This is a genomic window from Streptomyces sp. NPDC017991 (assembly GCF_044328075.1).
GTDB lineage: Bacteria > Actinomycetota > Actinomycetes > Streptomycetales > Streptomycetaceae > Streptomyces.
Genome location: NZ_JBIRGP010000008.1, coordinates 168,539 through 185,052, shown reverse-complemented (window position 1 = coordinate 185,052; position 16,514 = coordinate 168,539). Strand labels below are relative to the sequence as shown.

Here is a 16,514-nt window from a genome sequence, read left to right as displayed (position 1 = left end):
TCAGTCGACCAACAAGTTCGTCAGCAGTGGGCCCCATTTCAGCAGACCGGAATCGGGTTCGAGGATGGACTGATGGTCTTCGTCTTCAGCGACGAAGAACGAATAGTTGGTCAGGTGACTGTCCCATCCCAGCGCATCCTCGCGGCCCAGCTCCGCCACTCGGGACATGTGAGTCGCGGATGACGCGATCACGAGCGTCTCGATGTCGAGACTGCCCCGTGTCGGCGCAGACGTCAGGACATCACAACGACGGCCGGCCGTCTCGACAGCCTTGAGTTGCTTCGCGTCCGCGAGCAACTCGTGCAAGGCTTCCTCGCCGAAGGCTTTCAGCATTTCGTCACGCATCGACTCGGCGGATCCCGGTCGTACGCGGAGCTCCATCGAGTTCTCCGAACCGGCGGGCATGGCATCCACGAGCACCAGGGGGCCGACACGTTCCCCTCGGGAGAGAAGCCGGCGCGCCACGGCGAACATGATGTGTGCGCCGTACGACCAACCCAGCAGTTCGTACGGTCCGGCCGGCTGCAGTTCCTGGATGACGTCGGCATAGGTCGAGGCGAGGTCGTCGAGGTCATCGAACTCGATCTCCAGGCCGATGATCGCCGGATCATCGATCCCGACCAGCCCGACCCCGTCCGGGAGGTATCTCGACAATTCCGAGTACATGGACGAGGCGCCGAACTTCGGGTGCGCGCAGAACAGAGTGCGGCCGTTCAGGGACTGAGTGAATCGGGTCGCTATCGCGGTGATGTCGGCCTCGGGATCGGCGCCCGGCTGCATCTTCTTGTCGACCACCGCACTCAGTTCGCCGATCGTTGAAGCGGTGATGACGTCCCGCATCGCTATGTTCACGGGGAACGCGCGATTCATCTGCGACGCAAGCCGCATTGCCGCGAGCGAATGCCCGCCAAGCCGGAAGAAGTCGCTCGCGGCGCCCAGAACCAGCCCCTCGTCGAGGTCGAGCACAGCACGGAAGACCGCGGCCACCGCCAGCTCCGTCTCCGACTCCAGCGCCCGGCCCGCGCTGACTCCGGACGCGGCCACGTCAGCCGCAGGCAAGGCTCGGCGATCCAGCTTCCCGGTCGGGGTGAGGGGGAAGGACTCCACCCGGACAAGGGCTGCCGGGACCATGTAGTCAGGCAAGTACCTGGCCAGATGGTTGCGCAGCGACTCACTGATGTCGAGGTCCGCGGTCGTGCTGTAGTAGGCCGCCAGTTGCAGCCCCGTGGCATGCTCGAAGGCGACCACTTCGGCGCGCGTCACCTCGGGGAACTTTTGCACCACGTCCCGGATCTCGTCCGGTTCGATGCGATAGCCGCGAATCTTGATCTGCTCGTCGGCGCGACCGAGGTAATCAATCATCCCGGCTTCGTTCCACCGGGCGAGGTCTCCGGTGCGATACATCCGTTCCGCTGGTTCCCACGGGCAGGCGACAAAACGTTCGGCGGTCAGCGCGGACTGGCCCCAGTATCCACGCGCGGTTCCTTCGCCGGCCAGGTAGAGCTCGCCAGCGACACCGGGGAGGGCAGGTTGCAGGTTCCCGTCGAGGATGTAGGCCCGGGTGTTGAAGATCGGCGTCCCGACACTCGAACTGGTGCTGTCGGCCAGGTCGGCGCCCAGGGCGTTGATGGTGTACTCGGTAGGTCCGTAAAGGTTGTACGACTCGACTCCGGGCGCGCCGCGCAGCTGTTGCCAGAGCCGGTCGGGGACGGCCTCGCCACCGAGGGAGACGAAGACGACACCAGGCGCATCGGAAGACACGGACCGGCCGGCCGGCCGGTCGCGCTCAAGCAGCCCTTCTTCGACCAGCAGTTGCCCGTAGGACGGGGTCACATCGAACCCGTCCATGCACACCTCGTCATAGTGAGCCAGCAGCCGCTGATGGTCGCGTCGCATCTCCTCGTCGATGACGTGGACCTCGTGCCCGTTCAGGAGCCAGAACAATTGCTCCCACGAGGCATCAAAGGAGAAGGACGTCGTGTGCGCGATCTTCAACCGGCGCCCGCGCTGGTGGTCCACCACCCGATCGAAGATCTTCTCGACGTGGTTGAAGTACATGTTTGTCAGTCCGCGGTAGCCGACGGCAACTCCCTTGGGCCGTCCGGTGGTTCCCGAGGTGAAGATGATGTACGCGAGGTTGTCGAGCGAGACCTGCCCGCCTCGTTCCGCTGCCGTGATCGGAGCCGCGGCAATCTGCGCCAGGCGATCCACCGTCGTTGCGGACTCCAGGTTCATCACCTTGCCGACGGTGCCGGCGAGCCGATCCACGTCGCGGTCGGTCACCAGAGTGACGGTCGGTTCAGCGACCTCAAGCATGTAGCCGATCCGTTCGTCCGGCAATTCACTGTCCACCGGGACGTAGGCAGCTCCAATGGCGAACACCGCAAACATCGCGATGACCGTGCGCTCGTCGCGCGGCAGCAGCAGTGCGACCCGATGCTCTGGGCACACTCCCTCTTCAAGGAGCAGGCGGGCGTAGCGGTTCACCTCGGCGAAGAACTCCGCAAAGGTGAACCGGCGATCGCCGGCGACGAGCGCCGTCTCCGATCCGGACAGCTGCACCTGCCGGTGCAGCAACTCGGCGACCGTGACCGGTTCGATTTCGCGGATGAGATCAGCGGCGATACCCGTATGCGGGGCAGTCTCGTCCGGCAACAGGGCGGACAACGTAGCAACGGGCTCGTCGAGCCGGCGAGTAAGAGAAACGAGCACCTGGACGTAGCGCTTGAGCAGTAGCTCCGCGGCCGGGGCATCGAAAACGTCCCGGCGGTAGGACAGGCGCACGTGCACGGTCGCCGCTCCGTCGCGTTCTTCTGGGTCGACCGCGAACGTCACTGGGTAGTGTGTCGCGTCATCGACCTTTGCGTCGACGACCCGCAACCCGGCTGTGTCCTGCCCCGCGGTATTGCCGAGCGGCACGTTCTGCACCACGAACAGCGTGTCGAACAGAACAGGAACGCCCGCATTGGTCTGGATCTGTGTCAGAGCGGCTTGCGGATAGTCGATGACGAGCAGCTGCTCGGACTGAACCTGGGCGAGCAACTGCCGATTCGTTTCGAACGGGGGGAGACTCACCCGCATCGGGACCGTGTTGAACAGCAGCCCGATGATTCGGTCGGCGTCGGGCAACGACGGCGGCCGACCGGAAACCGTGTTACCGAATACAACGTCGTTGCTGCCGGTGAGCCGGCTGAGCGCGATTCCCCAGGCGGTCTGCAGCAAGGTACCCACCGTGACCTTGGCGTCTCGCGCAGCACCGAACACCATCGAGGCCTCTGCCGGGCTGAGATCGAGGTGAAGTTCACCGGTCTCGCTCTGTGCGTCACCGAGGTCGACGAAGTCAGGGCACAGCAACGTCGGACCAGCCAGTTCCGCGAGGTAGCCGTCCCAGGCGCGATAGGCGGTGGCGGGATCCTGGTCGTCGACCCAGTCCAGGTAGGAGCGGAAAGACGCCGGTCGCACGCGATCGACGTATCCGTCATCGGCGTAGATGCTGAGGATCTCGGCGAACAGCGCGTTGATGGACCAGCCGTCCAGCAGGATGTGTTCAAAACTCATGACCAATGTCCACGCCTGGTGGCCGTGTTCGAGCAGTGTGAATCGGATCAGAGGCGGGACCTCGAAGTCGAACGGCTCACCTCGCTCGGCCGCCAGGAACTGCTCCACATCGACCCCGCGGCCACCCCACTCGTCCAATCGGATGACCCGTACCGGGACTTCGACACCGGACGGGATCACCTGTACGTCCCCGGGAGGGACGAACGCTGCCTGGAGATTGGGGTACCTCTCCATCGCACCGGCGATGGAGGCCGTCATCCGCTGGGGGTCGAGATCTCCCGCAATCTGTCGGGTGATCTGCGAGACGTAGGTGTTGTGGTCGTCGGATTCCCGGGACCGCAGTAGGTGATAGAACAATCCGCGCTGCAGGGGGGCAAGCGGAAGGATCTGGGCGTCGTGCCCGTAGCGGGCTCGGATGGATTCTTCTTCGCCGGGTGTCAACGTGACCCGGTCGGCGCGACGCAGAGTGAATGCCTCTCGACGCTCGCGGCCGGGGGCAGGGACTCCAGCTCCGGCGATCTCTTCAGTGATGGCGGCGGCCAGTGCCTCGGTGTCGACATCAACGGTGTCCGCCGACTCCACCCAGACGCGGACGACGCAATCGTCGGGCTCACGACCCGCGACGAGGACATGGATGTCGAGTCCATCCTCTGGTACGCCGACACGCTCAGCAGGCCCGGTGATCAGCTCCGCGTGGCTGCGGAACACACCTACACGGATCCGTGGGATCGGGAGATCATCGAAGAAGCGGCTGAACCGGGGGTGTCCGGCCAGCGAGGCATACTCGGCCGCTCGCTCCGGGCTCAGTCCGATGACATCACCATCATCGAGCAGCACGGGGAATCCACGCGTCATCAGGGGACCGTCGGACTCATGGAACTCCACGAGCAGATCGCCTTCAGCGATCTCGGCCAAGGTCTTGGCCACGGCCGCCAGCACAACGGACCGCAGAGAGGTTTCGTCTGCGGCGGGAGCCGCTCGTCCAGCCGTGACACTTGACGCTTCCGAAGCTGCCGAGTCGCCTCGCTGCCGCAGCACAGTGGCGGTCGTATCAGCGAGCTGATCTACCCAGTCCTCCCAGAACGGATCGTCAAGGACAGCCGCCAATTCGTCGTCCTTGTATCCGGACGCGGCCCGAGTGGACGTGACGACGACCATCGGAGTCTTTGCCTGATACGCAGTCACCAGTTCTGTGAGCTTCTCCCTGACCGCATCCAGCATCTCAGGATTGCCGGTCTCGGCGACCAGTTCACCGGCGCCGCTGTCGCGGATCGCCAATCGCAGGGCGAGGCTTGCTCCCGACAGGGCGTGACTGACGTGGTCGATCGCCGCCCGCCAGAGCGGAGCCACGCTGATGTCGAAATCTTCGAGCGGCAGATGGAAGCGGCGAATGTCACCGACGTTGTTGTCAGCTTTGGTCCGGCCCTCGTCGCCGGCACGAACGATCTGGGCGAGTTGCTTGACCGTCACATCCGGGTGCTGGGATCCAAGCACAAGGAAGCGTGCTGTGTTCCGCAACAGCCGTGACGTGGTTTCCGCCGAGAACAACTCGCGGGCCGCGTTCAGATTCATTCCGAATGCGCCGCTGTCGAGTCTTTCGATACTCGACACGAGATCGAACAGCGCAGGCTGAGATTCCAGCGGGCCATCCGCAGTGGTCGAGGCGTAGTTGGTGAGCGGCGACGCCGCACCCGGATCTCCACCGCGATCCACGTAGGCGGCCATCACCTGGAAAAGCGGACTGATCCCGACCTGCCGCGGCGGGTTCACCGCCTCGACGACGTGCTCGAACGGAACGAGCTTGTGGTCAGCGGCTTCGAGCATGCGATCGCGGCAACGGAGCAGCGTCTGCGTGAACCCGGTTGCAGCGTCGATATCGGCGCGCACCACGACGGTGTTCACGAAGTACCCGATGAGGTCCTGCAACTCGGGCTGGTCGCGCAAACTGGCCGGGGTGCCGATAGGTACCGTGTCGTCGGCACCTTCATCCCAGAGCGCCAACGAAAATGCCGCGATCAACGCCTGCAGCGGTGTTGCCTTGTGCTCGACCAGGAATTCGTCGACCGTGGCAGTCTCATTGCTGGTGAGGGACGTGGTGGCAGGCCGTATGGTTCGTTCTTCGGATCCGTCGCGTGGTTGGTCGAGGGGTAGGACGGTTTCCGTCGGGAGATCTGACAGCGTGTCCTGCCAGTACCGCAGGTCCGATTGATAGCGAGACTCCGGATCCCTCCGGCTGCCCAGCACATGTCGTTGCCAGACCGCGAAGTCGGCATACTGGATCGACAGGGGCGCGACCTCGGTGGAATTGCCGGAAGCCGCTTCGAGATAGAACTTGTTCAGCTCGTGAACAAGGATCCCAAAGGAATCCGCATCGGTAACTATGTGATGCCCGTAAGCTACCAGCACATCGCCATCGGAATGGCGCAACAAATGAAACTTCAGCCCGAACTCGGAGGTGAAGTCGAGTGGCAATGCGGCAACCTGAGCGATCTTGTCGCTGAGCAGCTCAGGACCGACGTGTTCGACCTCCAGGACCTTGGTGTCGTCGTCGGGTTCCGCGCAGATGACCTGGCGGAGCGATGAGGTCTCCTCGTCCGGCACGAGGATCGTACGCAAGATCTCGTGACGAGCGACTACCCGGCGTACCGCAGATGCCAAAGCATCCAGATCGAGCCGCACGCCTGCTTGCAGCACGATTTCGGTCCGATAGATCGGACGCCCTGCGATCTGCTCTGTGAACCAGAGTGCTTGTTGTCCGTATGAGACTGGTAGTGGGGTTGGGCGTGGTAGGTCGCCGATTCGTGTGCGGGGTGTCTCGGTGGTGGCGCGGGTGGCGGTGGTGGTGTCGGTGATTCGGGCGAGTTCGTTGATGCGGGGGTGGTCGAAGACATCGCGGAGTGTCAGTGCGGTGCCGAGTTGTGCGTTGGCGCGTGCGACGACTCGTGCGGCCAGTAGCGAGTGTCCGCCCAGGCGGAAGAAGTCGCTGTCCACGCCGAGATCGGTGTTGTTGTCGAGGTGTAGTACGTCGCGGTAGATGTTGGCGAGGGCGATTTCGGTGGCGGTTTGCGGTGGCCGGCCATTGGCTGCACTTGCGGTCAGGTCTGGTTGCGGCAGTGCGTGGCGATCGAGCTTCCCGTTGGCGGTGACGGGGAATTGATCCAGGCGCATCAAGGTGGTGGGCATCATGTAGTCCGGCAACGACCGTGCAAGATGCTCGCGCAGGGTGTCGAACAGCGCTGCATCCTCGGCCTTCGGGGTACTTGCCGTGGTGATGTATGCGGCGAGGTATTTTCCGCCGGCGGGGTGGTCCAAGGCGGTGATGGCGGCGCCTGATACTGCTGGGTGTTGTTCGAGGACGGCGCGGATTTCGCCGGGTTCGATCCGGTGTCCGCGTATTTTCACCTGGTCGTCGCTGCGGCTGAGGTATTCCAGCTGTCCCTGGGAGTTCCATCGCACGAGATCGCCGGTGCGATACAGCCGCGTGCCGTTGTCGCTGAAGGGATCTGCCACGAATCGGTCAGCGGTCAGGCCCGGGCGTGTGACGTATCCGTCGGCGAGTTGTACTCCGCCCAGGTAGAGCTCTCCTGTGACACCGGCCGGTACCGGACGCAGCCAGGCGTCAAGAACACGTGCTGTCGTGTTCGTGACGGGTGCGCCGATGGGGGTGTTGTCGGTGTGGGTGATGGTGGCTGTTGTGCCGTCGCCGGTGACTTCGGTCGAGCCGTAGAAGTTGTGCAGTGTTGCTTGTGGTGCGGTCGTTCGCATGGTGGTCGCGGTGCCCGGGGTGAGTGTTTCACCGGAGGAGATCCAGGACCGGATCGTGGTCAGCGCTGTGGGTGCGGCGTTGTGGCGGACGAGGACGTCGGCCAGGCTGGGCACGGTCAGCAGGTGTGTGACGCGGTGTCGGGCGATGGTGTCGAGCAGGCCGGCTGGATCTTGCGCGGTTTCTGCGGGCACGACCACGATTCGGGCACCGGCGATCATCGGCCCGAACAGCTCGGTCACCGCGTCGACGAAACCGACACCACTTTTCGAGAGCGCCACATCGCCTGGCTTGTAGTCCAGTACTTGCTGACCCCATGCGAGGCGGTTGGCGAGTGCGCGGTGCGTGAGGGCGACGCCTTTCGGCTTGCCTGTCGTTCCTGATGTGAAGAGCACGACAGCTGCGTCGAGGTCGTTCAGCGGCCGGGTTGGAACGGGGGCGGTTTCCTGGCCGGTGGTCAGCCGTTGCTGTACTTCGTGGTCGTCGATCCGCAGTGCTGGTGTGCGAGGTTCACCCAGTACGTGTTGATGTATTTCTGTGGTGTGTTGATCGGTGATGACCAGCGCAGGTGCGGCGTCGGCGAGGATGTTTTTGACACGTTCTGTGGGGTATCCCGGGTCGATTGGCACGTAGGCCGCTCCCGCGCGCATTACTGCGGTAAGTGCTACTACCAGGTCCACTGAGCGTGTCATGGCGATCGCGACGCGGTCCCCGACCCGCACGCCCTCGTCGATCAGGAGGTGGGCGAGAGCGTTGACCCGTGCATCGAACTGACTGTAGGTGAGTTCGGTGCCGTTGTCGGTGACGACTGCGACGGCGTCCGGATCGGCCGCGATCCGGTGGCGCACCAGTGCGTCCACCGTCACCGACGCGTCCACTGTCGTCGGCGCGATATCGAGCGGTTCGCCTTGCGCCCACGAGGGATCCGGGCCGTCGGTATCAGGTGTGAAGCCGGTACTCAGTTCGTGCAGGGTCTGGGCCGCGGACCCGTTGAGGACGGTGTTGAGGAAACGGCTGAATTGTTCGGCGTGCCGGAGTGGGTTGCCGGTGGTGGAGCCGGTGGACAGTTCTAGCCGGATTCCGGTGTCGGGGTGGCGGTAGATCGCGAGGTCGAGTGATCCGACGGGGCCGGTGCTGATCGTTTCAGGGATCGCGTCGATGTCGCCCAGGCGCGGCGTTGATTCGAAGAGTCTGATGTTGACTGTCGGGAGCGCGAGGTATGCGGCTTGGCCGCTTGGCCACAATCGGGCGATCTGGTGGTCTTCGACAGTCGTGTGACGCCGGGAAGCCTTCAACTGGTCGGCAACGGCCCCGAGGACATCGGCAAAGGTGTGGTACGGGCTGATCGTGGTGACGACCGGGATTGCCCTTGAGATCGCGCTTGGTGTTCTCAGTGATTCGCGATCGTCGCGCAGCATCAGAGGAACCCGGACCGCTACGCAGTCACGACCGTCGACCAGAGCGGTGTAGACGCCCCACAGTGCGATCAGGGAATCGGTCCAGGAGACCCGCGCGGTGCGGGCGGACTGCTGAACCTTCGAGTAGGTGTCGTCGGGTATCGGGACGACAACCGGTTGACTTGAGGATACGAAGACCCCGGACAAGTCCTCCACGTTCTCGTGGCCAGCGTGCTCGATTCCGAGGATGCCACTCCAGTACGCGGTACCTTCCTCGATCCTGGAATCGCCGGAATTCTTGGCGTCTATGACGTTCTTCATGCTGCCGAACCAGCGGTCCGGGACCGGGTCGCCGGCCTGGTGCGCGGAGTAGACCTCGGCGACGCGGCGGATGAACAGAGAGATGCTGTAGCCGTCGACGAGCAGGATGTTGGTGATCAGGATCCATGCCCAGGTGCCGTTCTCGCGACGGATCAGGGTCGAGCAGGTCGTGGGCTCTCCGGTAGTGGCCGCCGGTCCGGTGAGTTGTTCGCGGGCCAGTACCCGGATCTGATCATCGCCATGGCCGGCGTCGACGATCTCTGTCGTGAGTGTCGTGGAGGTGTCGACGTATTGAAATGGGACACCGTCGTCGTCGCCGAAACGTACCCGCAACGCGTCGGTCTCCGCGAAGACAGCACTGACCGAGGACGCGAACAGGGCCGGATCGACCGGGCCGTTCAGCCAGATCAGCTGACCCGCACAAAACACCGAGGACTCGGGAGCAAGCCTCCGTGCCACCCAGTTGCCCCGCTGACTCGCAGTCAACTCCACACGATCAAAAGCCATCAACGGAAGCACACCCACTTCTCTTGAGACCAGATCGAGCCGACCGAGGCAACGATCACTAGAACCTCAATGAAGGGTAGGCTAACCTTGCCCCGTGCCACCACCCATACCGCCACCCGACCGAGGAGAAGCCTCCATCAGGTACGACAACCGCCCCGCGACGACGGCCTGTTGGTGTTCGATCCCGGACAGGTCGTTCCAGGAAGATGAACTCTCCGGAGCCCGGCAGCAGCGAGTGCGGTTGGCTGCGGAGCTCACTCAGCACACCGACATCCTGTTGCTGGGCACGGACCGGGGGCGGCCATGAGGAACGCCTCGCACTCCGACCCGTTGGGGCTGGGGCGGGGACCTTTGACCCGTCGGCTACCTGTGCTTTGGCAGGCGCCCCACGATCCGCCCGAGTTCCAGCCGTTCGAGGCCGGCTCGGGGACCACGGCCGGCCGATTCCTGTTGCGCGTGATCCTCTCGGTGCGGCGGGTCTCCGTTCCTGCGGCGCTGGCCGCGATCGTGTGGCAGGTGGGCGAGGCTGCGGTCCCCGTGGTGATGGGCCTTGCGATCGACCGGGCGTTGGCAACCGGGAACGCGGGGCAGTTGGTGCTGTGGCTCGGCGTACTGGTGGCCTTGTACATCGTGTTGACGGTGGCGGCGAAGTTCGCTGTCCAACTGACCGCGTTTGCGATACAGCTGCTGCAGCACCGCCTCCGGAGCACCCTCTCGACCGGCGTGCTGCACCCGGTCGGCGGCGGCGCCCACGCGCCGGACGGCGGTGTCGTCTCGGTGATGACCAACGACGTCGCCCGCCTGGCCAACGGGGTTCAGCTCGTGATCATGCCGATCGCGAGGATCATGACCATCGGATTCATCGCCGTGTCGCTGTTGAGAACGCACTGGCTGCTCGGGCTCGCGGTGCTGGTGGGGGCGCCGGTGGCGGTGTGGTTGATGGGCGTGCTCAGCGAGCGGCTGTCCCGGGACACCCGTGAGTACCAGGGACTGCTGGCCACCACAGTCGGACTGGCCACGGATGTCGTGGCCGGCTATCGGGTGGTCAAGGGGATGCGCGCCGAGACCGAGGCGACCAGAAGGTACCGGCACGCAAGCCAGGAGACGCTCGTCGGTGCCAAGCGCAACGCGGGACTGCTGGGGAGATTCCTGATGGGCTCCGGTGCGGTCACCGGCACGTTCGTTGCGGCGGTGATGGGGCTGGCGGGCTGGTTCGCCGTGGACGGGCAGTTGAGCGTCGGCGAGCTGATCGCCGCCGTCGGCCTCGCTCAGGCGCTGCTGCCGCAGATCCAGTCGATCGCGAACGATTCCATCCCCAACCTCGCCGGATCCCGCGCCTCGTCCGCGCGCATCCTCGACGTGCTGAAGACCGACGTCGCCGTGACACCCGAGCCTGACGACGCGGCGCGGCCGGTGGTTCAGCAGCTGCCGGTGCTGGAGGTGTCCACGCCCGCCGCGACGATCCGGGTGGAGCCCGGCGAACTCGTGGGAGTGCGCACCGACGACCTGACTGCTGCCCGCGTCGCGGAGGCGCTGCTGGATCCCCGCGAGCCTGGCGGCGAGGTCGCGGTGCGGCTGGACGGGATCGCCGCGCGGGAGTTGACCGCGCAGGAGTACCGCTCCCAAGTCACGTTCACTCCGCACCGGGTCATGCTGTTCAGCGGAACGATCCGCGACAACCTCACCGCCACCGCGGCCACACCCGAGCTGGTGACAGCTGCGGTGCGAGCTGCGGCATGCGGTGACTTCGCCGCCGATCTCGATCTCCCGGTCGGTGAGGACGGCAACCGTTTCTCCGGCGGCCAGCTCCAGCGACTCGCGCTTGCCCGCGCCCTGGCGAGCGATGCGCCGGTGCTCGTGCTGCACGACCCGACCACGGCGGTCGATTCGGTCACCGAGCACACGATAGCGAAGCGGCTGCGCGCCGTCCGCGCGGGCCGCTCGACCCTGCTGATCACCTCGTCCCCCGCGTTGCTGGGCAGTTGCGACCGCGTCGTCGACCTGCTCAAGGACGCACCGGTGCGCGTAAGGACAACGTCATGAGCGGGGCATCCGGGGCAACCGGACACGCGCTGCCGGTCGCGGGGAGCGGGGAGACAGCCAGGGAGGTGTGGCGACTCAGCCGCGGGCACAGGCTCCGGCTCGCCACTGTCGGAGTGCTGGGGATCGTCAGCACCGGCGTCAACGTGATCCCGCCCGTGATCATCGGGTTCCTCGTCGATCGGGTGCAGGCTGGTACCGCTGACCTCGGCACCGTACTGACGGTCACGGCCGTCATGGCGCTCTCGGCAGTTCTCGGCGCGGTCGGCACCGCGGTGACGATCGTGCTCGCCACCCGCGTTTACCACACCATCCTCGCCGCGCTGCGCGAACAGCTCGTGGGCCGTGCCATGACACTCCCGCAGCACCTCGTCGAACGCGCTGGGACCGGGGACCTGATCTCCCGGACCAGCGACGACGTCACCGCCGTAGCCGATGCCGCACCCGCCGTGATCCCCGCGCTCACCGTCAGTGGGTTCACCATCGTCGTGTCGCTGGGCGGGCTTGCGGCGCTGGAATGGCCGTACGCCGCCGCGTTCGCCGTCGTACTGCCCGTCTACGTACTCGTCATGCGCTGGTATCTCCGCGTCGGCCCGCGGGTATATGCGGCCGAACGCGCGGCGATGAGCGCGCGGGCACAGCAGATCATCGAGTCCCAGCGCGGCTACGCCACCGTGCTCGGGCTCGGGCTCACCGAGCAGCGGCACCACACCGTGATGGCCGCGTCCTGGGGCGTCGCGGTGCACACACTCCGCGCGCGCACCGTGATGGCCATGCTCAGCCTCCGCCTGAACCTCGGCGAATGTCTGAGCCTGGCCACCGTCCTCGTCGTCGGCTTCGTCCTGATCGACGCGGACGCATCCACCGTCGGCGCCGCCACCGCCTCGATGCTGATCGTCCTGCGCCTGCTCGGTCCGATCAACGAGCTGCTGTACGTCGTCGACGACCTCCAGTCGGCCCTCGCCTCGCTCAGCCGCATCATCGGGGTCGCCACCATCCCGGAGGACGCGGGCGAGCCGACAGCGACAGCGGACGCGGGCATCGCCGTGCGGCTCCACGAGGTCGCGTTCAGCTACGGCGACGGCCCCCGTGTGTTCGACGACCTCACCCTCGACGTCCCCACCGGTCAGCGCATCGCTGTGGTCGGCGCCTCCGGGGCCGGCAAGACGACGCTTGCCGCCGTCATCGCCGGCATCCATCTACCCGACGCCGGGACGGTGGCCCGGCCCGGCCGAACTACGTTGATCACTCAAGAGACGCACGTGTTCGCCGGTACCCTGCGGGACAATCTCACGCTCGGCGCCCCCAGGGCCACCGACCAAGACATCCACGCAGCGCTGGACGCCACCGGGGCAGCCGGTCTGCTCGACCTGCTGCCGGACGATCTCAACACGGTGATCGGCACCGGCGGGCATCCGCTCACCGATGCGCAGGCTCAACAGCTCGCCCTCGCCCGGCTACTGCTCGCCGACCCGGAACTGGCGATCCTCGACGAGGCGACCGCCGAGGCCGGTTCCACCCATGCGGGGTTGCTGGACCTTGCCGCCGAGGCGGCTTTGCGTGGTCGCACCGGGTTGGTGATCGCGCATCGCCTCTCCCAAGCCGCGACCTGTGACCGGATCGTCGTCATGGAGCACGGCCGGATCATCGAGACCGGAACACATGACGAGTTGGTCGCCGCTGGCGGCGTGTACGGCGGGCTGTGGAGCGCGTGGGAGGCCGGACGGAGCATGAACAACAAGCTGGGAAGGACTGACTCATGACGGGAAATGTTGTCGGCACGCCGGACAACACAGCGGTACGGACCGCATTGTGGCGCGCCTTGCACACACAGGTGGACGAGCCGCCGCACGTCCTTGAGGACGTCCTGGGCGCCCGGCTGGCGCAGGACGACGACGGATGGCGCGAGCGCGGGGACATGGTCCCTGGCGACTCGCGAGGAAAGCGCGCCACGATCGTCGGGCGGGCGCGGTTGACCGAGGACCTGGTGGCGCAGGCCGCGAGCCGCGGCGTGGATCAGTACGTGATCCTCGGCGCAGGCCTGGACACCTACGCTCAGCGTCATCCCGATGCGGGGTCGACCATGACCGTCTTCGAGATCGACCAGCCGGAGACGCAGGGATGGAAGCGGAGCCGGTTGGTCGAACTCGGATATGACATCCCGGATTGGTTGCGCCTGGTTCCGGTCGATTTCGAAGCGAATGACGACTGGTGGGATCGGCTGCAGGCGGCGGGATTCGATACCTCACGTCCCGCGGTGGTGTCCTGGCTGGGGGTCACCATGTATCTGACCGAACAGGCCACGACGGCGACCCTCAAGCAGGTGGCGAGTCTGCCGTCCGGCTCCTCACTGATCCTCACGTTCTTCCGTCATCTCGAAGATCTCGCGCCCGAGGACGTACAGATTCGGCGAGCCTCCAGGGAGGGTGCTCGGCGGGCCGGTACGCCGTTCATCGGCTTCTACACTCCCGGCCAGATCATCGAACTGGCGCGACAAGCAGGTTTCGCCGATGCCGAACACGTCTCGGCGACCGACCTGACCGATCGCTACTTCGCGGGCCGGACCGACGGCCTGCGACCGTACAGCGGCGAGGAAGCGCTGATCGCCACCGTGTGACACAGCCGGCTGGAACTGTCAAAAGAGGTTGGGCAAGCAATGAACGAGGAGTCCTGATGAGCCTGAGCACCGAGCAGTTGATCGCCGACGTCGCCGACGTGTTGTACCTCGAACCCACGGACATCGACTACGAGTTGAGCCTCCGCGACCAGGGGATGGACTCGGTGCGTCTCATGGAGCTGGTGGAACGGTGGCGCACCGCGGGGGTGGACCGGATCGACTTCATCACCCTGGCCGAGGACTCGCGACTGGGTCACTGGATCGAGGTCGTGGAGAAGCTCCAGGCTGGTGACGAAGTGGCTTCATGACCTTGCGGTAGGGCGGTCGCCGGGCTCGTCGTGGACGGCCCGGCCGGACTGCTGGGCGGGCCCACAACCTCAGGTCACGGTGCCAGCACTCGCAACGTGTTACCCCACCCCACGAGCGATGTCGCGATCACTTTCAATCCGGCGTCGGCGATGACCGCCTTGAGTTCGTCCTCGGTGCGGTATCCAGACCCGTGGAGCGTCAACCGCAGAATGTCGAGTTCCGCGTCATGTTCGTCCAACTCGTCGAGATCGAAGGTGTCCTCCACCAACAGCACCCGGCCACCGGGGCTCAGGCTCGCAGCGGCCTGCTGAAGAATGAGCTTCGCCTCCGCGTCACGATACTGCCCGAGCGTGTCGATGATCAGTACGGCGTCCGCGGGTTCGGTCTTCTCGAATACCGACTGCTCGACAATCCGTATCCGGTCGCGTCGCGTCGCGTCCGCAATGCTGATCGGAATGTCCCTGCGGAACCAGTCCGCCGCGGTAGGCAGCGCCACGATGGTCACCGTCGCCTCCGGATGCCCCGCAGTGAGGTAGTCGGCGTGGACCACCGCACCAGCCGCGTGGACGACCACCTTGCCGACGCCCCCGAGCACGGGTGACTTCGCGAGCGGCTCGGCGAGTACCTGCGCGAACCGGGACTTGTTCTCCAAACGCTTGTGCTCGAAGGTCGCATCGCTGCGGAGGGCGTCCCAGTCTTTTCCGGTCACCGACTCCAACACCGGATGATCGTGGCGGACCGCCGCTTCAAGGCCGTAGAAGGCCTGCGACATGCGGAAGTCGACCCCGCCGGAAACCAGGTGATCGAGCACGGACTCGTTGGTCAGGAACTCGCCGGTCTCACTGAGCTTGTATTCATCGCCTTCTTGTTCCAGGAGTTCGATCGCCCGCAGGTACCGCAAGAACTTCGCCAGGGAGCGTTCGTTTGCGCCGGTGTGCAGTGCGAGCGCGGGTACGGTGCGCACTCCGCGGCTGATGCAGTCGGCGATGCCGAGATTCGCGGCCGCCCGAATCGCCAACGGCGGAAGCAACTCGGACATCTCGTGGAACTTCTCGAAGGCCTTGTCGTTGCGCTCGGGGTCCGGCATGGCGGGGTCCTCGTCCAACGCCACAACCTCTGCGCGCCGCCAGTAGCCGGTGAAGTCGATGTCGGACTTGTCGACACCGCGCTCCTCGATGAGATAGCGCCGCAGATCACGTACTACGGACTGTTCTCCGGCGAGCCAAGCGAACATCGAGCCCTCTCGCCGGCCGGCCTCGCGTACGGCCTGCAGCAGCAACGGCTCGGGTCCCGCTGCCGGTCCGTTCCGCACGACCCAGGTCACCTCGACACCGGGGCGTTCCGGGAAGTCGATCCGGTGCGACTCCTCGGCCACCTCGATGTAGACCTCGGCCTGTGCTTCGTCGGGCAGTTCCCCGAGCAGCCGGTCGATCGCCGGGATGGCCGTGTCGTCGCCGACAACGAGGTACCAGTCGTAACCTTCGGGCCGCCTGGTGGAGACCGAAGGTCCCCCGACGTGGAGGCGATCGCCGGGGTTCGCCCGGTACGCCCACGTCGTCGCGACGCCCACACCATGTTTCACGAAGTCGAGGTCGAGCTCGCGAGCCTGCGCGTCGTAACGTCGTACCGTGTAGACCCGCCACAGCGCCGGCGGGTCGGCCGGCCACCTGTACTTGCCGTCCTTGTAGACCGGGACCACCGGCTCGCTTTCGCCGGGGTACGGGAAGATCAACCTGACATTGTCGTCGAAACCCTCGCTGGCGAATTCGGGGAAGGTCGTACCGTCGCTTGCGGTGAACGATCCCAGCTGATCACCGGTCAGGGTCACACGGCGCATTCCGGGAGTGACATCGACAACCCGCGCCACCTCCAACTCCCGCAGGACAATGGCGTGTACGACGGTGGGTCGGGCACGACGCGGCACGGCGACTCCTCATCGAGCAGGTGGCGTACCGAAACGTGGCGTGCCAGCAGTCAGACAACCAATCTTAGCATTGCCTAA

6 protein-coding genes are annotated in these 16,514 nt (G+C 65.5%); 4 read left to right on the top strand and 2 right to left on the bottom strand.

Features of this window, described 5'->3' with window-relative positions; genetic code table 11:
- Nucleotides 1-9,558 carry an amino acid adenylation domain-containing protein gene (locus ACH4DZ_RS23980; protein WP_398289342.1) on the bottom strand — a complete coding sequence of 3,186 codons (9,558 nt, stop codon included), beginning with the start codon at nt 9,556-9,558 and terminating at the stop codon, nt 1-3.
- 357 nt (nt 9,559-9,915) lie between these two features.
- Here ACH4DZ_RS23980 and ACH4DZ_RS23975 point away from each other — a divergent pair, with 357 nt between their 5' ends.
- From ACH4DZ_RS23975 to ACH4DZ_RS23960, 4 genes are read left to right on the top strand one after another with little or no spacing between them, the layout of a single operon-like run.
- The gene (locus ACH4DZ_RS23975; RefSeq protein WP_398289341.1) at nt 9,916-11,589 is read left to right on the top strand and encodes an ABC transporter ATP-binding protein; all 1,674 of its coding nucleotides are present in this window, start codon (nt 9,916-9,918) and stop codon (nt 11,587-11,589) included.
- Nucleotides 11,586-13,349 (top strand): ABC transporter ATP-binding protein, encoded by a 1,764-nt coding sequence (locus tag ACH4DZ_RS23970; protein ID WP_398289340.1) that lies wholly within the window; start codon nt 11,586-11,588, stop codon nt 13,347-13,349. Before ACH4DZ_RS23975 ends, ACH4DZ_RS23970 begins: the two co-directional genes overlap by 4 nt.
- Complete coding sequence (locus ACH4DZ_RS23965; protein WP_398289339.1) at nt 13,346-14,203, top strand: class I SAM-dependent methyltransferase; 858 nt, start codon at nt 13,346-13,348, stop codon at nt 14,201-14,203. The genes ACH4DZ_RS23970 and ACH4DZ_RS23965 overlap by 4 nt, the downstream gene beginning before the upstream one ends.
- 56 nt (nt 14,204-14,259) lie before the next feature.
- Nucleotides 14,260-14,511 (top strand): phosphopantetheine-binding protein, encoded by a 252-nt coding sequence (locus ACH4DZ_RS23960; RefSeq protein ID WP_398289338.1) that lies wholly within the window; start codon nt 14,260-14,262, stop codon nt 14,509-14,511.
- A 74-nt stretch (nt 14,512-14,585) separates the two neighbouring features.
- On the opposite strand, the gene ACH4DZ_RS23955 is transcribed toward ACH4DZ_RS23960, so the two are convergent.
- A complete protein-coding gene (locus ACH4DZ_RS23955) occupies nt 14,586-16,436 on the bottom strand; it encodes an SIP domain-containing protein (RefSeq protein ID WP_398289337.1) in 1,851 nt (616 codons plus the stop codon).
- Nucleotides 16,437-16,514: the final 78 nt, after the last annotated feature.

What these genes read in the sequence shown, in the direction of transcription:
- ACH4DZ_RS23970 (WP_398289340.1), top strand. Translation starts at nt 11,586, where the DNA reads ATGAGCGGGGCATCCGGGGCAACCGGACACGCGCTGCCGGTCGCGGGG.
- ACH4DZ_RS23965 (WP_398289339.1), top strand. Translation starts at nt 13,346, where the DNA reads ATGACGGGAAATGTTGTCGGCACGCCGGACAACACAGCGGTACGGACC.
- ACH4DZ_RS23960 (WP_398289338.1), top strand. Translation starts at nt 14,260, where the DNA reads ATGAGCCTGAGCACCGAGCAGTTGATCGCCGACGTCGCCGACGTGTTG.